Source organism: Arthrobacter sp. zg-Y20 (assembly GCF_030142075.1).
GTDB lineage: Bacteria > Actinomycetota > Actinomycetes > Actinomycetales > Micrococcaceae > Arthrobacter_B.
The window spans coordinates 2429891-2449102 of the sequence record NZ_CP126241.1 but is presented as its reverse complement, the minus strand read 5'-3'; the positions used below and the strand labels follow the sequence as shown (position 1 = coordinate 2449102).

The 19212-nt window shown below is 67.2% G+C and carries 15 protein-coding genes; 11 read left to right on the top strand and 4 right to left on the bottom strand.

Features of this window, described 5'->3' with window-relative positions:
- Window positions 1–146 precede the first annotated feature (146 nt).
- The 9 genes from argS to QNO06_RS11720 all read left to right on the top strand — a co-directional run bounded on the left by argS (window position 147) and on the right by QNO06_RS11720 (window position 12287).
- A complete protein-coding gene (gene argS / locus QNO06_RS11760; protein WP_227913831.1) occupies window positions 147–1796 on the top strand; it encodes an arginine--tRNA ligase in 1650 nt (549 codons plus the stop codon).
- Between the two features lie 3 nt (window positions 1797–1799).
- Window positions 1800–3224: a diaminopimelate decarboxylase gene (gene lysA, locus QNO06_RS11755; RefSeq protein WP_227913832.1), complete on the top strand. Its 1425-nt coding sequence runs from the start codon at window positions 1800–1802 to the stop codon at window positions 3222–3224.
- Between the two features lie 24 nt (window positions 3225–3248).
- A complete protein-coding gene (locus QNO06_RS11750; RefSeq protein ID WP_227913833.1) occupies window positions 3249–4544 on the top strand; it encodes a homoserine dehydrogenase in 1296 nt (431 codons plus the stop codon).
- A gap of 3 nt (window positions 4545–4547) precedes the next feature.
- Window positions 4548–5675, top strand: coding sequence for a threonine synthase (gene thrC, locus QNO06_RS11745; protein WP_227913834.1), 1128 nt, complete (start codon window positions 4548–4550; stop codon window positions 5673–5675).
- Window positions 5676–5683: 8 nt separating this feature from the next.
- Window positions 5684–6679, top strand: coding sequence for a homoserine kinase (gene thrB, locus QNO06_RS11740; RefSeq protein ID WP_442860183.1), 996 nt, complete (start codon window positions 5684–5686; stop codon window positions 6677–6679).
- A 429-nt stretch (window positions 6680–7108) separates the two neighbouring features.
- A complete protein-coding gene (gene rho / locus QNO06_RS11735) occupies window positions 7109–9355 on the top strand; it encodes a transcription termination factor Rho (protein WP_227913835.1) in 2247 nt (748 codons plus the stop codon).
- Between the two features lie 157 nt (window positions 9356–9512).
- Window positions 9513–10592 carry a peptide chain release factor 1 gene (gene prfA / locus QNO06_RS11730; protein ID WP_227913836.1) on the top strand — a complete coding sequence of 360 codons (1080 nt, stop codon included), beginning with the start codon at window positions 9513–9515 and terminating at the stop codon, window positions 10590–10592.
- Window positions 10593–10605: 13 nt separating this feature from the next.
- The gene (gene prmC, locus QNO06_RS11725) at window positions 10606–11520 is read left to right on the top strand and encodes a peptide chain release factor N(5)-glutamine methyltransferase (RefSeq protein WP_227913837.1); all 915 of its coding nucleotides are present in this window, start codon (window positions 10606–10608) and stop codon (window positions 11518–11520) included.
- Window positions 11517–12287, top strand: a complete 771-nt coding sequence (locus tag QNO06_RS11720; protein WP_227913838.1) for an L-threonylcarbamoyladenylate synthase — start codon at window positions 11517–11519, stop codon at window positions 12285–12287. Before prmC ends, QNO06_RS11720 begins: the two co-directional genes overlap by 4 nt.
- On the opposite strand, the gene map is transcribed toward QNO06_RS11720, so the two are convergent.
- From map to QNO06_RS11700, 4 genes are all read right to left on the bottom strand, one after another.
- Window positions 12284–13066 (bottom strand): type I methionyl aminopeptidase, encoded by a 783-nt coding sequence (gene map / locus QNO06_RS11715; protein ID WP_227913883.1) that lies wholly within the window; start codon window positions 13064–13066, stop codon window positions 12284–12286. The two genes, QNO06_RS11720 and map, sit on opposite strands and share 4 nt — an antisense overlap.
- Before the next feature lie 70 nt (window positions 13067–13136).
- Entirely contained in the window at window positions 13137–14111 is a 975-nt protein-coding gene (locus QNO06_RS11710) for an NAD-dependent epimerase/dehydratase family protein (RefSeq protein WP_227913839.1), read from the bottom strand.
- The gene (locus QNO06_RS11705; protein WP_227913840.1) at window positions 14108–15079 is read right to left on the bottom strand and encodes a glycosyltransferase; all 972 of its coding nucleotides are present in this window, start codon (window positions 15077–15079) and stop codon (window positions 14108–14110) included. The genes QNO06_RS11710 and QNO06_RS11705 overlap by 4 nt, the downstream gene beginning before the upstream one ends.
- Window positions 15080–15081: 2 nt before the next feature.
- Window positions 15082–15981, bottom strand: a complete 900-nt coding sequence (locus QNO06_RS11700) for a glycosyltransferase (RefSeq protein WP_227913841.1) — start codon at window positions 15979–15981, stop codon at window positions 15082–15084.
- 171 nt (window positions 15982–16152) lie between these two features.
- Here QNO06_RS11700 and QNO06_RS11695 point away from each other — a divergent pair, with 171 nt between their 5' ends.
- Both QNO06_RS11695 and QNO06_RS11690 read left to right on the top strand, forming a co-directional pair.
- On the top strand, window positions 16153–18108 hold the full coding sequence (locus tag QNO06_RS11695) for a polysaccharide biosynthesis protein (RefSeq protein ID WP_227913842.1): 1956 nt from the start codon (window positions 16153–16155) through the stop codon (window positions 18106–18108).
- Window positions 18108–19103 carry an MraY family glycosyltransferase gene (locus QNO06_RS11690; RefSeq protein ID WP_227913843.1) on the top strand — a complete coding sequence of 332 codons (996 nt, stop codon included), beginning with the start codon at window positions 18108–18110 and terminating at the stop codon, window positions 19101–19103. The genes QNO06_RS11695 and QNO06_RS11690 overlap by 1 nt, the downstream gene beginning before the upstream one ends.
- Window positions 19104–19212 lie beyond the last annotated feature (109 nt).

Here is a 19212-nt window from a genome sequence, read left to right as displayed (position 1 = left end):
GGAGCCGGCAAACGCCTTCCCCTTCATTACATCGCATCCACTTTCCCCTTTATTACACCGCATCATTACCCCCGGCGCTGGGCGTTCGCTGGGTAAGGCCTGTCATACACAACGAGGCCAGTGCCGCACCCGGCTATGCTTAACCGGTGACTCCTGAAGAACTTTCCTCCGCCGTAACTGCCTGCCTCCAAGACGCCATCGATGCCGGTGACTTCAGCGTCGAGCTGCCCGGGGAGGTCCGGGTGGAGCGCCCGAAGAACCGGGACCACGGTGACTGGGCCACCAACATTGCCCTGCAGCTGTCCAAGCAGGCCGGCATGAATCCCCGTCAGTTCGCGGAAATCCTGAAGGGCCGGCTGGAGAAGATCACCGGCGTGGCCAAGGTGGACATTGCCGGCCCCGGCTTCCTGAACATCACCCTCGACGCCGGCGCCGCCGGTGAACTGGCCAAGGCAATTGTCGACGCCGGGCCCGCCTACGGCACGTCCGAAATCCTCAAGGGCACGCGGATCAACCTCGAGTTCGTCTCCGCCAACCCCACGGGCCCCATCCACCTGGGCGGCACCCGCTGGGCCGCCGTGGGCGACGCCCTGGCCCGGGTCTTCGAATCCCAGGGCGCAGACGTGACCCGCGAGTACTACTTCAATGACCACGGCGCACAGATTGACCGCTTCGCCCGGTCCCTGCTGGCTTCCGCCAAGGGTGAACCGGCACCCGAAGACGGTTACGCCGGCGCCTACATCGAGGACATCGCCAACCGCGTGCTCGCCGCCGAGCCCGGCATCATGGAACTGCCCGACGCCGAGGCGCAGGAGCGTTTCCGTGCCGTGGGCGTGGACTTCATGTTCGGTGACATCAAGGAGTCACTGCACAACTTCGGCGTCGACTTCGACGTCTACTTCCACGAGGACTCCCTGCACGAAAACGGACAGGTGGACAAGCTCCTCGAGCAGCTGAAGGGCTCGGGCAACCTGTACGAAAAGGACGGCGCCTGGTGGCTGAACTCCAGCGAGTTCGGTGATGACAAGGACCGCGTGGTCATCAAGTCGGACGGCAACGCCGCCTACATTGCCGGCGACATCGCCTACATCCACAACAAGCGCGAGCGCGGCTTCGACTTGAATGTCTACATGCTCGGCGCGGACCACCACGGCTACGTGGCACGCCTGAAGGCCGCCGCCGCAGCCCTGGGCCACGACCCGGAGTGCGTGGAGGTCCTGATCGGCCAGATGGTGAACCTGGTCAAGGACGGCAAGCCGGTGCGCATGTCCAAGCGCGCAGGCACGGTAGTCACGCTCGAGGACCTGGTGGAGGCCGTGGGCGTGGACGCTGCCCGCTACACCCTGGCCCGCTTCTCCGCCGACTCCAACATTGACGTGGACCTGGACCTGCTGACCAAGCGCAGCAACGAGAACCCCGTGTTCTACGTCCAGTACGCCCACGCCCGCACACATGCCCTGGCCCGCAATGCCGAGGCGGCCGGCGTCGACGATTCCGCTTTCGATGCCTCGCTGCTGAACCACCCCACCGAAAGCGCCCTGCTCGCCGCGCTGGGCCAGTACCCCGGCGTCGTCGCCCAGGCCAGCGCCTTCCGCGAGCCGCACCGCGTGGCCCGCCACCTCGAGGTCATCGCCGGCACGTACCACCGCTGGTACGACGCCTGCCGCATTGCGCCGCAGGGCGACGAGGAAATCACCGATACCAACCGCACCCGGCTGTGGCTGAATCTCGCCGCACGCCAGGTCCTGGCCAACGGCCTGGGCCTGCTGGGAGTATCCGCACCCGAACGGATGTAACTCATGACTGCTTCACCCCTGGCCCCCGCCTGGCTCAGCCACCCGGAGGACCCGAATGCCCTGCGTCCGCAGATGTGGGCACGCGACGTCGCCCGGGGGGATAGCGGCGAGCTGGAAATTTCCGGAATCCCGGTCAGCCGGATTGCCGGGGAGTTCGGCACCCCGGTGTTCGTGATGTCCGAGGATGACTTCCGTGCGCGCGCCCGGGACTTCAAGGACTCCTTCGACGCCGCGTTCGCCGGCCTGTGCGGGGGAGTGGACGTCTACTACGCAGGCAAGTCCTTCCTGTGCACCGAGGTGGCCCGCTGGGTCTCCTCGGAAGGCCTGCGCCTGGACACCTGCTCCGGCGGCGAGCTGGCGGTGGCCCGCCGCGCCGGACTGCACGGCAGCCAGCTGGGCCTGCACGGCAACAACAAGTCCGTGGCTGAAATGACCCGCGCCCTGGACATGGAGCTGGGACGCATCGTGGTGGACAGCCTGGGCGAACTGGAGCTGCTGGGGAACCTCGCAGCCTCCCGGGGCGAGCGCGCCAACGTGATGCTGCGCCTGACCCCGGGAGTGCACGCGTCCACCCACGAGTTCATTGCCACCGCCCACGAGGACCAGAAGTTCGGCCTGTCGATGGTCGCGGATCCGGACTTGGACGGGCGCTCCCCGGCTATGGCCGCCGTGGAAAACGCGCTGAAGCACGACGGCGTGAACCTGGTGGGCGTGCACTGCCACATTGGCTCGCAGATCTTCGAATCCGCCGGCTTCGAGCTGGCTGCCCGCCGGCTGCTCGGCTTCCTGGCCGAGGTGAAGGAGGGGTACGGCGTCGAACTGGCGGAGCTGGACCTGGGCGGCGGCTACGGCATCGCCTACACCGAGGCCGACGCCCCGCGGCCGCCGGCCGAGATCGCCAACGCCATGGCCGCCGTCGTCGGCAGTACCTGCGCCGAACTGGGCCTGGCCGTGCCGCGGATCTCGATTGAGCCCGGCCGCGCCATCGTGGGCCCGAGCACGTTCACGCTGTACCGCACCGGCACCACCAAGACCGTCCGGGTGGACACGAACGGCGGCGGCACCTCGCCGCGTCGCTATGTCAGCGTGGACGGCGGGATGAGCGACAACGCCCGCCCGGTGCTGTACGGCGCCGACTACTCCGCCGTGCTGGCCTCGCGGGCCTCCAAAGATGACGCGGTTATGTCGCGCGTGGTTGGTAAACACTGCGAGAGCGGGGACATAGTGGTCCGGGATGCCTACCTGCCCGGGGACGTCACGGCCGGGGACCTGCTGGCCGTTCCCGGCACCGGCGCCTACTGCTGGGTGCTTTCGAGCAACTACAACTACATTGCCCGTCCGCCCGTAGTCGCCGTGCGGAACGGCACCGCCCGCCTGATTGTCCGCGGCGAAACCGAGGACGACCTGTTGGCACGCGACGTTTCCTAACCGTTAGAGGAGTTGGCACGCACCATGAAGACCCTGAAAGTGGCCCTGCTGGGATGCGGAAACGTGGGATCGCAGGTCGCCCGGATCCTCATCGATGACGCGGCCGACCTCACCGCCCGCCTCGGCGCCCGGCTGGAGCTGGCCGGCATTGCCGTCCGCAACCCGGACGCGTCCCGCGACGTGGAGCTGCCCGCGGACCTGTTCACCACCGACGCCGAGACACTGGTGGCTGGCGCGGACATCGTGATCGAGTTGATAGGCGGGATCGAGCCGGCCCGCACCCTGATTATGCACGCCCTGGGCAACGGCGCCGCCGTGGTCACCGGCAACAAGGCCCTGCTCGCCGCGGACGGCGCTGCGCTGTACGAGAAGGCCGACGCCGCCGGCGTCCAGCTCTCCTATGAAGCGGCAGTGGCCGGAGCCATCCCGATCCTGCGCCCCATCCGGGACAGCCTGGCCGGGGACCGGATCACCAAGGTGATGGGAATTGTCAACGGCACCACCAACTACATCCTGGACGCCATGGATTCCACCGGCGCGCAGTTCGCCGACGCGCTGGCCGACGCCCAGCGGCTCGGGTACGCGGAGGCGGATCCCACCGCCGATGTGGAGGGGCATGACGCTGCCGCGAAGGGTGCCATCCTTGCCTCCCTGGCCTTCCACACCGGCTTTGACCTTTCCGCCGTGTCCTGCGAGGGCATCAGCTCCGTGACGGCCGAAGACATCAGTGCGGCGCAGGACGCCGGGTTCGTCATCAAGTTGCTGGCCATCGCCGAAAGGTTCGCCGACGATGACGGCACCGAGGGCGTGAGCGTACGGGTGCATCCCACCCTGCTGCCGCGCCGTCATCCGCTGGCCGCCGTGCACGGAGCCTTCAACGCCGTGTTCGTCGAGGCCGAGAACGCCGGGGAACTGATGTTCTACGGCCAGGGCGCCGGCGGCGCACCCACTGCATCGGCCGTGATGGGTGATGTGGTGACGGCGGCACGGCGGCTGGTCCTGGGCGGACCCGTTCCCGCCGGCCGGCCTTCCGGACACCTGCCGGCACTGCCGCTTCAGAAAGTCACCACCAGCTACTCCATTGGCCTGGAGGTGGCGGACCAGCCGGGCGTGCTGGCCGCCGTCGCCCGGGTTTTCTCCGAACACGGCGTCTCCATTGAGACCATGCGCCAGACCATCCACGGTGAAGGGGCCAGCGCCGAACTGCGTTTCGTCACGCACCGTGCTTCCGAGGCCGCCCTGGCGGCCACCGTTGAGGCCATCAAGGACCTTGACGTCATCACGAACGTTAAATCCGTCCTGCGGGTAGAAGGAGTTTGAGCCGTGGCTCACCAATGGAGCGGCGTTGTCCGCGAATACGCCGACCGGCTGCCGGTCACCGACAGCACCGAAGTCATCACCCTGGGTGAAGGCGGCACGCCGCTGGTTCATGCCAAGGCCCTCTCGGAGCTGACCGGATCCACGGTCTACCTCAAGGTTGAAGGGATGAATCCCACCGGCTCGTTCAAGGACCGCGGGATGACCATGGCCATGACCGCCGCCGTTGAATCCGGTGCCAAGGCCGTGGTGTGCGCCTCCACGGGCAACACCAGCGCCTCGGCCGCCGCCTACGCCACGCAGGCCGGCATCACCTGTGCCGTGCTGGTCCCGGACGGCAAGATTTCCATGGGCAAGCTCAGCCAGGCCATTGCCCACGGCGCGCAGCTGCTGCAGGTGCGCGGCAACTTCGACAACTGCCTGGAAGTGGCGCGCAAGCTCGCCGAGGCCTACCCGGTGTTCCTGGTGAACTCGGTAAACCCGGCACGCATCGAAGGCCAGAAAACCGCGTCCTTCGAAGTGGTGGACGCGCTTGGGGACGCCCCGGACTACCATCTGCTGCCGGTGGGCAACGCCGGGAACATCACCGCGTATTGGAAGGGTTACTCCGAGTACGCCGCGCCTTACACGAACGTTGCCGGCGAGGAACTCGCGCCGGTGGCCAGCAAGACGCCGCACATGTGGGGATTCCAGGCCGAGGGCGCTTCGCCCCTGGTGAAGGGGCACCCGGTCAGCGATCCCGACACCATTGCCACCGCCATCCGGATCGGCAACCCGGCGTCCTGGGATGCAGCCATTGCCGCACGCGATGAATCCGGCGGGCTGATCGAGGCCGTCACCGACACCGAAATCCTGGAAGCGCACCGCTGGCTTTCCGCACGCGAAGGCGTGTTTGTGGAACCGGCCTCTGCTGCGGGTGTGGCAGGGCTGCTCAAGAAGCACGCCGCTGGCGAAGTTCCCGCCGGCAAAACCATCGTCATTACGGTTACCGGGCACGGCCTGAAGGACCCGCAGTGGGCCCTGCGCACCGCAGACGGTTCCGACGTCGAGCCCACCAAGGTGGATTTCGACGTCGTCAGCGTGGCCGCCGCGCTGGGCCTGGAAGCGGCTGCCCCGGCAGCCTCCGGAAAGTAGGTACGCGCGTGCAGGTGGAGCTGCCCGGTGCCGGTCTCGCCGGTGCCCGGACGCCGTCCCGGCCGGTGACTCCGGGCCAGGACATCAGCGTCAGGGTGCCGGCGACCAGCGCCAACCTCGGTCCGGGGTTCGACTCCCTGGGCCTGGCCCTGGGCCTCCATGACACCGTACGGGTCCGCACGGTCGAGGAGGAGGGCATCCTCGTCGAAGTGGCGGGGGAGGGCGCCGGAAACGTGCCGCTGGATTCCTCCCACCTGGTGGTCCGGGCCCTGCTCTCCACCCTGGCCGCCGCCGGATACACGGCTCCGGGGCTGCACCTGAGCGCAGCTAACGCCATTCCGCACGGACGCGGCCTGGGCTCCTCGGCGTCGGCGATCGTGTCCGGCGTGCTGGCTGCCAACACCCTGCTTCCCGCGGAGGCGCGGTTGGATGCCGCGGGCCTGCTGCACGCCTGCTCGGCGCTGGAAGGCCATCCGGACAATGTGGCGCCGGCCCTGGCCGGCGACCTCGCGATCTCCTGGGAAACGGGCGGACGCTTCCGTTCCGCCCGTGCGTCGGTGCACCCGGACGTTGTGCCGGTGGCAGCCATTCCGGCCACTGAACTGTCCACCGCAAGCGCCCGCGGGCTGCTGCCCGCCAGCGTTCCGCACCGCATTGCCGCAGCAAACTCAGGGCGTGCTGCCCTGCTGGTCCACGCCCTGACCCATGACCCGTCACTGCTGCTGGAGGGAACCCGCGACGAACTGCACCAGTCGTTCCGGGCCCCGGCCATGCTCCCCAGCGCGGAATTGATGGCGTCCCTGCGCGCAGCTGGCTTCGCAGCTGTGATCTCCGGGGCCGGCCCCACGGTGCTGTGCCTGGCCGCCGGGGTTGCGGAGGCGCGCGAAGCGGAGGGACTCATCACGGAACATCTGCTTGCCGCAGGAAGCCGCGAAAAGTGGCGTGTTCTCAGTCTTGGCGTTCAGCGAGATGGTGCTAGAGTGGAAGTGCACCAGCGGTACTAACCGTTCTAGTGCTCCCGCCGGCACGGCCGTCCATCTGGATTGTGATCTGGGTTTCAAATATGACCTGGGTAACAGATTTGTTGGGCCGCCCCGGGCTTTCGTTGAAAACACCTTGCCGCCGTCAGGTGCAGTTGCACCCGTACCGGCTGGTTGTCGATTCAATTGCCTGACCAGCGGAGGCACAGTCTTCGGTGTAGCCTTCATCCGGAACCGCCAAGAAGCGGCGCGTCCCACTGAATGCCGCGTGTTCGGCAGCAACGCTGGCCAAACTCCGCGTGGATTCTTCTTAAAAGGCACCCAGCAGATTCGCCCTTCTCCGGCCCTTGCCGGAAGCAGGCGAACCCTGGCCCAATGTCTGACCATGGGCCCAGGGCCAATCACCGCGGCCGGCAATGCGCCGGACCGCCCGACGAGGGGGAAGGATCCTTCGTGACAGACACCACCAGCCTGACTGCAGGCGTGGAATCCGTATCCGCCGGCTCCGCCGGCGAGAACACTTCAAAGAGTGCAGGCCTTGCAGGCCTTAAGCTCGCACAGCTCCAGGCACTTGCCGGCCAGCTCGGCATCACCGGCGGCTCCCGGATGCGCAAGGGGGACTTGGTTACGGCCATTTCCAACCACCAGCGCGGCGGTGCAGTGGCCGACCGCCCCGTGCGCGAATCCCGGGCCGGCGATGACGCTGCCAAGGGTGCCGTGACCGCACCGGAAGCTTCGGCTCCCGCTGCACAGGAGCAGGCCGCTGAGCGCCCGGCACGTACCCGGAACCGCAACCGGCGTGCCGCCAGTGACGGTGTAGTCACCTCCGCACCGGCCGAAGCTCCGGCAGAGGCACCGGCCCAGCAGGCACCCCAGCAGGCTGAAACCACCGAAGCAGCCGACAACGGCCGTCCGGCCCGCGACGAGAACCAGCGTGAGCGCGGCAACCGCCGCACGCGCAACCGCCGCAGCGACAGCGGTGAGACCAACGCCTCCTCCAACGGTGCCTCCTCCAACGGTGCTTCCTCCAACGGTGCGGAGGCACCGGATGCAGGCGAGAAGCGGGCCGAGGGCAACGGAGCTTCCAGCAACGGATCTTCCAATAACGCTGAGACCCGCTCCGACGACGAGCGCGGAGAGCGCCGCGAACGCCGCACCCGCGACCGCGACAACAACCGCGAAAACGGCAACCGCGAAAACCGCGAGAACGGCAACCGCGAAAACCGCGAGAACGGCAACCGCGAAAACCGCGACAACGGCAACCGCGAGAACCGCGACAACAACCGTGAGAACGGCAGCCGTGACAACAACGGCAACCGTGACAACAACGGCAACCGTGACAACAACGGCAACCGCGAGAACAACCGCGACCGCGACAACAACCGCGATGACAACGAAGAGAACGGACGCGGCCGCAACCGCCGCAACCGCAACCGGAATGACCGCAACGACCGCGGCGACCGCAACGACCGTTTCCGCGACCGCAACGAACGCCGCCGCAACCGCAACCAGAACCCCGAGGTTGACGACGTCGAGGTCACTGAGGACGACGTGCTGCTGCCCGTCGCCGGCATCCTGGATGTGCTGGAAAACTACGCCTTCGTGCGTACCTCCGGCTACCTCCCGGGCCCGAACGACGTGTACGTTTCCCTGGCCCAGGTCAAGAAGTACAACCTGCGCAAGGGCGACGCCGTGGTTGGCGCCATCCGCGCTCCCCGCGAAGGTGAAAACCAGGGCGGCAACCAGCGTCAGAAGTTCAACGCACTGGTGCGCCTGACCTCGGTCAACGGCAAGCCCGCCGAGGACAACAAGGACCGCGTGGACTTCTCCAAGCTGGTTCCGCTGTACCCCTCCGAGCGCCTGCGCCTCGAGACTTCCGCCAAGGTGATCGGCCCGCGCGTCATCGACCTCGTGGCACCGATCGGCAAGGGCCAGCGCGGCCTGATCGTCTCGCCGCCGAAGGCCGGCAAGACGCTCATCCTGCAGTCCATCGCCAACGCGATCACCATCAACAACCCTGAAGTCCACCTGATGATGGTCCTGGTTGACGAACGTCCCGAAGAAGTCACCGATATGCAGCGCACGGTGAAGGGTGAGGTCATCGCCTCCACCTTCGACCGTCCCGCCGATGACCACACCACCGTGGCAGAGCTCGCCATTGAGCGCGCCAAGCGCCTGGTGGAAATGGGCAACGACGTTGTTGTGCTGCTGGACTCCATGACCCGCCTGGGCCGTGCCTACAACCTGGCCGCTCCGGCGTCGGGCCGTATCCTCTCCGGCGGCGTGGACTCCTCCGCCCTGTACCCGCCCAAGCGTTTCTTCGGTGCTGCCCGCAACATCGAAAACGGCGGGTCATTGACCATCCTGGCCACGGCCCTGGTGGAGACCGGCTCCAAGATGGACGAGGTCATCTTCGAAGAGTTCAAGGGAACCGGCAATATGGAACTGCGTCTGTCCCGCAACCTTGCGGACAAGCGCATCTTCCCGGCCGTTGATGTCAACGCCTCGGGTACCCGCCGCGAAGAGAACCTGCTGTCTCCTGATGAAGTCAAGATCATGTGGAAGCTGCGCCGCGTCCTCTCCGGCCTGGATACCCAGCAGGCGCTGGAACTGCTGACCGGCAAGATCAAGGAAACGCAGTCCAACGTGGAATTCCTGATGCAGATCCAGAAAACCACCCTGGGCAGCAAGGACGACTAGCTGCCTTATCGAGCCGCTCATGCTCGGGTCCCGGCACCAGCCGGGGCCCGGGCCTGGGCGGCTTGTCCGTTAACCCGGTGCAGCCACCGGAGCACGGGATCCCCTGCAGGCCGATAAACTGCCTGTGGGAAACACAGTCGAAAGAGGAACCGAAAACATGTTTGAGTCCATTCAGGGTCTGTTGGATGAGCACGCAGAACTCCAGCTGCGCCTCTCCGATCCGGCAGTGCACGCGGACCAGGGCCTGGCCCGCCGGCTGGGCCGCCGCTACGCCGAGCTGAGCCGGATCGTGGATGCCTACAACCGGTGGCACGGACTCGAGGACGATCTGGCCGCAGCATCCGAGATGGCGGATGAGGATCCGGAGTTCGCCGCCGAGGTTCCCGTCCTGAAGGACCAGCTGGCCGACGCCCAGGAAAAGCTGCGCCGCCTGCTGATTCCGCGTGACCCCAATGACGGCCGCGACGTCATCATCGAGGTCAAGGGCGGTGAGGGCGGCGACGAAGCTGCTCTCTTCGCCGGCGACCTGCTGCGCATGTACACCCGCTACGCCGAGCACCGCGGCTGGCGCACCGAGATCATCTCCGCCACCGAGTCGGACCTCGGCGGCTACAAGGATGTATCCATGGCCATCAAGGGGAACTCCAACGACCCGGCCGAGGGTGTCTACGCCCGCCTGAAGTATGAAGGCGGTGTCCACCGCGTCCAGCGCGTTCCCGTCACCGAGTCGCAGGGCCGGATCCACACCTCGGCCGCCGGCGTGCTGGTGCTGCCGGAAGTGGATGAGCCCGAAGAGGTCGAGATCAACCAGAACGACCTGAAGATCGACGTCTACCGCTCCTCCGGCCCGGGCGGCCAGTCGGTGAACACCACCGACTCCGCCGTGCGCATCACCCACCTGCCCACCGGCATTGTGGTGGCCATGCAGAACGAGAAGTCGCAGCTGCAGAACCGTGAAGCAGCCATGCGCGTGCTCCGCTCCCGCATCCTGGCGCACGAGCAGGAGAAGATCGACGCCGCCAACTCGGACATCCGGAAGTCGCAGATCCGCACCATGGACCGCTCCGAGCGCATCCGTACCTACAACTATCCGGAAAACCGGATTGTGGATCACCGCACCGGCTACAAGGCCTACAACCTGGACACCGTGCTGAACGGTGAGCTGGAGGCCGTGGTGCAGGCCGCCATCGAAATGGATGAACAGGCCCGTCTGGACGCCATCGGTGACGAAAGCTAACCAGCCTCAGCCCGTGCCGGACACCCGGGACGGCGCCGAACCCCTACTGGCCGAAGCCCTGCGGGCCGCCGCGGCGGTGCTGGCAGCCGCGGGGGTCCCGTCGCCCCGGGTGGATGCTGAACTGCTTGCCGCGCACCTGCTGGGCAAGACCGCCGGCCGTGTGCGTGCCTTGGCCTTTACGGATGCTCCCACACCGGCCGGCTACGCCGACCTCGTGGCTGAGCGTGCCGCACGGGTGCCATTGCAGCACATCACCGGAAAGGCCCACTTCCGCTATCTGGAACTGGCCGTGGGGCCCGGGGTCTTTGTGCCCCGCCCCGAGACGGAGACCGTGGCGCAGTTGGCCATCGATGCCGCCCGCCGCGCCGCTGGTGCCAAGGTGGTGGACCTGGGCACGGGCTCCGGTGCCATCGCCGCGGCGGTGGCCTCCGAGGTGCCCGGCGCCGAGGTCCACGCCGTCGAGCTCAGCCCGCTGGCGTTTGCCTGGGCCGAGCGGAACCTGGCACCGCTGGGTGTTCGGCTGGTCCAGGGCGACCTGCGCGATGCGCTGCCGGGCCACAACGGCTCCTTTGACGTGGTGGTATCCAACCCGCCGTACATTCCCGCCGACGCCGTACCCAACGAGCCGGAAGCCGCCGAGCATGATCCGGCCATGGCCCTGTACGGCGGGGGAGCGGACGGGATGGAACTGCCCATGGCGGCCGCCCGTACTGCGGCGCGGCTGCTCGTTCCCGGCGGCTATTTCGTAATGGAGCATGCCGAAGTGCAGGCCCATGACATTGCCCGCCGGCTTGCGGCCGATCCCGCGTGGACGGACGTGCGTTCCCACCCCGACCTCAATGGACGCCCGCGGGCGACGTCGGCCATCCGGCGTGCGGCCGCCGAACCAGAACCTATGGCATCCCCTACCGAAAGAATGTTGCCGTGAGCACCAGTTATGACTGCACCAATCCAGAGGAACTCAGCGAGGGCCTGGCTGCCGCGCAGCGGGCGATCGCTGCCAAGGCCTGCGTGGTCCTTCCCACCGATACGGTCTACGGGATCGGCGCCGACGCGTTCTCGCCCCAGGCCGTAGCCACGCTGCTTGCAGCCAAGGGCCGCGGCCGCAGCATGCCGCCGCCCGTGCTGATTCCCCGGATGCAGACCATGGACGGACTGGCCACGGACATCCCCGAAGACGCCCGCAACCTGGCCCGTACCTTCTGGCCCGGCGGGTTGACCTTGATCTGCCACGCCCAGCCTTCCCTGTCCTGGGACCTGGGCGACACCATGGGCACGGTCGCCCTGCGGATGCCCGATGACCGCATCGCCCTGGAGCTGCTGGGAGTCACCGGCCCCCTGGCCGTGTCCTCGGCTAACCGGACCGGCTCGCCCGCCGCGCAGAACGCTGCCGAGGCGCAGGCAATGCTGGCTGAGTCGGTGGAGGTCTACCTGGAAGCGGGGCACCGCCCGGTTGCCGGGAGCGACGGCGTGCCCTCGACCATTGTGGACGCCACCAGCGAGCCCATGCGTGTTGTGCGGCAGGGCGCCGTCAGCCTGGAAGCCCTGCGGGAAGTGGTTCCCGGGATTCTGGGTCTGGGCGAAGAGCCGCCTGCTGAAGAAGCTGCTGCCGAAGATGCGGCCGCCGATACCGCTGCTGGTACTGCTGAGGCGCACGGCGGCACGGCACCGTCACTGGTCAAAGAGCAGGGCTAAGCCCGTCCGCCGGACGGCAGCGTGAGGATTTCTGCGCCGCCGTCGGTAATGGCTACAGTGTGCTCGCTGTGCGCGGTCCGGCAGCCGGTGGCGCTGCGCAGCGTCCATCCGTCGGCGTCGGTCACCAGTTGCGCCGTGTCCGCCATGACCCACGGTTCCAGGGCCAGCATCAGCCCCGGCCGCAGCTTGTACCCGCGGCCCGCACGCCCGGCATTGGGAACGTGTGGGTCCTGGTGCATGGTGGTGCCGATGCCGTGGCCCCCGAATTCGGTATTGACCGGATACCCGGCGGCGCCAAGCACCGACGCGATGGCGGCGGAGATGTCGCCGATCCGGGCACCGGGCACGGCAGCGGCAATGGCTGCGTCCAGTGCCTGTTCCGTGGCGCGGATCAGTGCGACGCTTTCGGGCGGGCGGGTTTCGCCCACAATGAAGCTGATGGCCGAATCGGCTGCCATCCCATCCTTGGTGATGGCGAAGTCCAGTTTCAGCAGGTCGCCCTCGGCCAGCGAATAGTCGTAGGGGAGGCCGTGCAGCACTGCATCGTTGACCCCGGTGCAGATGTAGTGGCCGAACGGGCCGCGGCCGAATGACGGCGCGTAGTCGACATAGCAGGAGCGCGCTCCCGCGGCGGCAATCATTTCCGCTGCCCACCGGTCAATGTCCAGCAGGTTCGTGCCGACTTTCGTCCGCGCCTTCAGGGCTTGCAGGATGTCCGCAACCAGGCGTCCGGTGACCCTGGCGCGGGCCAGTTCGTCCGGGTTCAGGATCTCGATCATGGGGTGGCTTTCATCAGCATCCACCCACCCTATCCGGCTTAGGTCCGGTTCCGGGTGCTTGGCCGCCGATTCACCCGTGGGATGCCTCCTGCAGCACGTCCTGCACCCGGGGGCGGGGAACGTTGTTGGTTTCTTCGGCCCAGCCCGGCTCCTGCCGCTGCCCGAACCACATCATCTCCACGCGGCGCAGCGGGCCGTGCAGGCGTTCACCGGCCAGCGAGGACAGCCCGTAGCCCAGGCGCAGCACAGCCCGGCAGAACCAGGCCGGCAGGCGGGCCGGCCGGCGTCCGCCGGCCGCCTCCAGGACCGAAGATACGGAAGCCTGCTCCCACGGCTGCAGTACTACCGCCGGCACGGGTCCGCGGTGTCCGGCTACCCTCAGGACAAAGTCGACGAGGGAATCCACGGAGCTCACCGGACTCGGTGCCGTGCCTGGCGAGGCCACGGAGGCCAGCGGCGAGGCGGCCAGCCGGGCCAGCTTGGCGGTGGTGGCGCGGCCGGGGCCCTGCACCGAAGTGGCGCGGACGGTGGTTACGCTGCAACTGCCGGCGGTACGCGCCGAGAGGGCCTGTTCACCCAGGGCCTTGGACCGGGAATAGGCCGAGAACGGTTCGACGTGGCTGCTTTCATCCAGGAACGGGCGGTGACCCTGCACAGCGGCGCTGCTCAGGTGCACAAACCGCCGGACCCCGGCGGCGTCGGCCGCGTCGGCGATCAGCAGCGGCAGCAGCGCATTGGCGCCGCGCAGTTCGGGGGAATCCCCGGCACCTGGAGTCGCCAGCCCGGCAGCGTTGATAACGACGTCGGCGCCGGCCAGCCCGGCGGTGAGCGAAGCCCGTTCGGTGTCCAGGCCGGCAGCCCGGTCCTTCAGTGCCTGCAGGTCCGTGCCGTCGGCGTGCAGTCGAGGTGCACGGACACTGCGGACCTCAATACCACGGGCGGCCAGCTCGGAGCGGATGGCTGAACCGATGAATCCGGTGGCGCCGACAACGGCCCAGACCGGGGAGTGCGGTGCGGGAACTGATGATGTGGATGCGGAGCTCAAACCTGTTGCTTTCGGGTGGCGGGCAGGGGAGGCATGGGGGACCAGGAACGGTCCTGCAGGATGCGCCGGGCTTCGCGCCAGCCAGCCCATAGGCGGCCGGCGCCGTGCAGTGTGCGCTCCACGGCGACCAGCCGCAGTATTTCCTTGCCTGCGGTCAGGACGGTGCCCAGGGCAAAGCCGGCACGGTTGTACCGTCCGTGGACCTGCAGGTAGCGGGCCGTGTGGCCTCGGTTGCGCATGGACGTGAACCGGCCCAGGTCGCTGGAATCGTTGAGGTGCCGGATGCCCAGATCAATCTGCTTCTGGGCGCGCACCTTGCGGATCACGAAATCGTTGACGTACGCCACCGGCCGGTCGAGGGAGGCCAGCCAGCCGTAGATCAGGTCATCGCCGTTGATGAAGTAGCGGGCGTCCGGCAGGCCGATGCGGCGCACCTGCTCAGCGCTGATGAGCATTCCCTCGAAGCAGCCCAGATTGGTTTCGAACACGGGCGAGTCGCGGAAAACGTTGCCCCGTACGGGGACGTGCACGCCGAGGAAGGGCACAAAGCGGTGCTGCCAGAAGAACGGAGCACCGGAGCCGTCAAGCCGACGGCCGTGGATGCAGTCGTAGCTGCCGGTCCATTTGCGCAGCGCAGCCACGGCGCCGGGCAGTACCTCGACGTCGTCGTCCATCAGCCACAGCCAGCCTGCGCCGTCGGCCTGCGCGGCTTCCGTTCCGGCCGCGAATCCGCCGGCGCCGCCGGTGTTGGTCTCCAGCCGGAGGACGGTCAGCGGAACCGGGAAGCCCTTGCGGGCCGCTTCGAGGACCTCGGGCGTATTGTCGGTGCTGGCATTGTCCACCACCACCACGGCGGCCGGAGCGGGATCAAGCGCCTTGATGCTTTCCAACAGCCCGGAAAGGTAACCGGCGCGGTTGAAGGTGGTGATGACAATTGTCAGCTCGGCTTCACCGGCAGGCTTCGCCATTGCTAGAACCCGAAGTCCGACGGCGGTCCGAAGCGGCGCCCGCTCATCCCGGCGGCGTAGGCGCGCAGCCAGCGGACGAAGCCCTTGGGGTCTTTCGTGCGGGCGAAGTGGATCGGGTAACCGGCGGCGTCGGCCACGAAGGACTTGACCCGGCCGTAACGCCGGGTGAGGTGGCCCCGGTTGCGGTAGAAGTAGAACTGTTTGAACGGCGTATCCGGGACCAGGACATGCATCCGGTCTCCCAGCACGGGCTGCACCTCCGACCATGCGGCGGGATGCGTCAGGGCTGCTGTGGTGACGGTGCCGAAAGCGACGCCGGCGCGGCGCAGCCTGATCATGAAGTCCGTCTCGTCGCCGCGGATGAACAGGCGCAGGTCCGGCAGGCCCACCCGGTAGAACACATCGGCCCGGATCAGCGCGCCGTTGAAGAAGTGGCCCACGTTGGGCAGGAACCCCCGGGCGGCGACTGCGGCGCGGTCGTGGGTCAGTTTCCCGTCCAGTCGGAAGTGGAAGGAGAGGGTGTCCGGGGCGCCTGGGGCCACCACCAGCGGCAGGACGACGTCGAGCCCGCGTTCCTGTGCGGCGGCGAGGAGCACGGCGAGGCACTGAGGGTCCTCGGGATGGGCGTCGTCGTCCATGATCCAGATCCACTCGGCACCGGAGGCCATGGCTGAAAGAATGGCCAGGGAGAAGCCCCCGGCCCCGCCCAGGTTGGTGTTCGAACGGATGTAGTTCACAGGTGCCGCAGAGCTTTCGGCAATCTCGGCAACCGGGCTCTTGCCGGAGTCCACCAGGGCCACGGATGTGATGTTGGCAGTCTGGGCAGCGAGTGCACCGAGGAGTGTCTTGACGTCATCGGGACGGTCGAAGGTGACTGCTGCTACGGCAACGGAGTCCGGCAAGATGATCCTTTCGCAGCCACCCGCAGGAACGGCCCCGTCTAAACAGCAGGGCCGGAACAGAACAGGGTGTGCAGTTAGTATGCTGAATAGATTCCAGTCTATTACACCGGATTCTTCCACCTGTTCTTCGCACCACCGAGAAGAGAGCCGGGTACCTACCCGTTGAGGACCATGAGGCAAAAACCTACGGAGACCGCCAGCCTTCCAAGGGAGGAAAAACCTGTCCTGTGGCTGTGGTCGCAGTACATGCTGGATTCCCTGGCCTGGATCGTATCCATCGTCCTGGCGCTTGTGCTGCGGTACGAGCTGACGGTTGAGCAGATCAATCCGGGGGGACTGGCCGTGTTCTGCGGCGTGGCAGTCCTGACCCAGCTGATCGTCGGGTATTCCTTCGCCCTCTACCGCGGGCGCTACAGCTTCGGCAGCTTCCACGAGATGCGCCTGCTGGCCGTGGTGACGCTCATAGTCTCCGCCATCCTGGTCCTTGCCAGTGCCCTGTTCGGCCTGGTGATCGACATCCCGCGAAGCACCGGAATGATCGCCTTCCCGTTCGCCTGCCTGTTCATGGCGGCCATCCGCTACGTGAAGCGGATGTACGTGGAGAGCCGGGCCCGTCCGGGCGAAGAGGCCCAGCGCACGCTGATCTACGGTGCCGGGTTCCTGGGCGGTTCCCTCGTGTCCCGGATGATGAAGGATCCCGGATCCCCGTATTACCCGGTGGGCCTGATTGACGACGACCCCGCCAAGAAGCACCTGCGGCTGGCGACTGTCCCGGTCCTGGGCAAACTCACCGACCTTGCCGAGGTGGTGCACCGCACCCGCGCCACCGTGCTGATTGTTGCCATTGCCGACGTCGAAGCCAAACAGGTGCGCGAGATTTCGGACCGTGCAGAGGGCCTGGACCTGCGCGTACTTGTCCTGCCTCCGCTCAAGGACATGCTGTCCAAAGGCGAGGGCGCCGGTCTCACGGAATTCCGCGACGTCGCGGTGGAGGACCTGATTGGCCGCCGGCCCGTGGACATCCGCGTTGAGGAGGTGGCCGGCTACCTGTCCGGCAAGAAGGTGCTGGTCACCGGTGCCGGCGGGTCCATCGGCTCCGAACTGTGCCGCCAGATCACCGCGTTCAATCCGGGGGAGCTGATCATGGTGGACCGGGATGAGACCGGGCTGCAGCTCACCCAGCTTTCCATCACCGGACGCGGGCTGCTGGACGGCAGGGACACGGTTTTGGCCGATATCCGGGATCCGCAGGCACTGGAGCGCATCTTTGCCGAGCGCCGTCCCGACGTCGTTTTCCATGCCGCCGCCCTCAAGCACGTTTCGCTGCTGGAGCAGTACCCGCAGGAAGCATGGAAAACCAATGTGCTGGGCACCTCAAACGTGCTGGCCGCTGCCCGCAAGGCGGGCGTGCGCCACTTCGTGAACATCTCCACTGACAAGGCAGCCAACCCCACCACCGTACTGGGGCACTCCAAGCGGGTAGCCGAGAAGCTGACCGCTTGGATGGCGCAGGCCACCGGCGAGCAGTACGTGTCGGTGCGGTTCGGCAACGTCATTGGCAGCCGGGGGTCCATGCTTCCCCTCTTCAGCGAGCAGATCCGCCAAGGCGGTCCGTTGACCGTTACGGACCCCGAGGTCACCCGCTTCTTTATGACCATTCCCGAGGCTTGCCAGTTGGTGATCCAAGCCGGGGCAATCGGCCGCGGCGGTGAGGTCATGATCCTGGACATGGGCGAACCGGTGAAGATCCTCGACGTTGCCCGCCGCATGATCGCCATGTCCGGCAAGGACATCGATATTGTGTTCACCGGCCTGCGCCAGGGTGAAAAAATGCACGAAATCCTGGTGGGGTCCGGTGAAGAGGATTCACGGCCGTTCCACCCCAAGATCTCCCACGCGTCCGTGGCGGTCCTCAATCCCGAGGACCTGGATCTGGCCGACTGGCTGCGGCGCTGCGGGATTGCCGGCGCGCCCGCTGTTGAGGGTGGGGCCGGGGTAGTACGGCTTTCCGGGGCCAGCCCCGAGGGAACGGATTCCCCCGTGGACGGCCGCGAACTGCACGGCGGCGAACTGGACGGCGGCGAACTGGACGGCGGCGACGCCTACCGTGAACGGCGGACCGGCTGATGCTGCTGGCCGTGTGCACGGCGGCGGCGTTCCTGATAAGCCTGCTGCTGCCCTTTGTTTTTATCCCGCTGCTGCGCCGGCTGGGCGTCCTGGATGTTCCAAACGAGCGGTCCTCCCACACCACCGTGGTGATCCGCGGTGTGGGCCTGACGGTCGCTGCCGGTGTCCTGGCGGGGCTGGTGCTGTCCCTGGCTACCGGACTCGTGTCCGTTGACCGGTCCATTGTCGCCATCCTCATTGCGGTCATCGGCCTGGCCTCGCTGCTTGGCTGGATTGAAGACTGGCGCGGTGTATCCGTCCGGACTCGTGCCGGCAGCCAGCTGGTTATCGGGCTGGCGGGCACCGCTGCATTGGCTTGGACCATGGAGCAGAGCTGGTGGTGGGTGCCGGTGGGCGGGGTGGCCATTGCGGCCTACATCAACGTGGCCAACTTCATGGACGGCATCAACGGCATTTCCGGCCTGCACGGACTGGTGGTGGGAGTGCTTTATTCCATCAGCGGCGTGCTGTCGGACCATGTCTGGCTGACTGTTGCCGGTGCCGTCACGGCTGCTGCGTTTGCCGCTTTCCTGCCGTGGAACCTCGGCAGGGGACAGGTGTTCCTGGGGGACGTCGGAAGCTATCTGCTGGGCGCTTCCGTTGCGGGTACCGCTGTGGCTGCTTTTCTTGCCGGCGTTTACGTGGAGTACCTGCTGTTCCCGCTCCTGGTGTACCTGGCGGACACGTTTTCAACGCTCCTGCGCCGGGTGCGCAGGGGAGAGCGGTGGTACACGGCGCACCGCCAGCATGTGTACCAGCGGCTGACCGACGCCGGACTGAGCCATGTCCAGGTGTCCCTGCTGGTGACCGGTTGCACCCTGGTGGTGGGCCTGGCAGGCCTGTTCACAGCGGGCGCGGGGGCCGGCGCCACGTTGGCCGGAGTCCTCTTCGCCGTCGCCGTGGTGGTGTTCTACCTCGCTTCGCCGGCACTCTTCGTGCGGCGCTACGCCCAGTAGCCGCGCAGGCGGTCCGGATGGAGGCTGCCTGCGCCGCGGCCGGGCCGGGGGCTTCTTCTATGTACTGTAGAATTCAAGGGTCGCGGTAGCCCGCGCCTTTTCCAGAAGT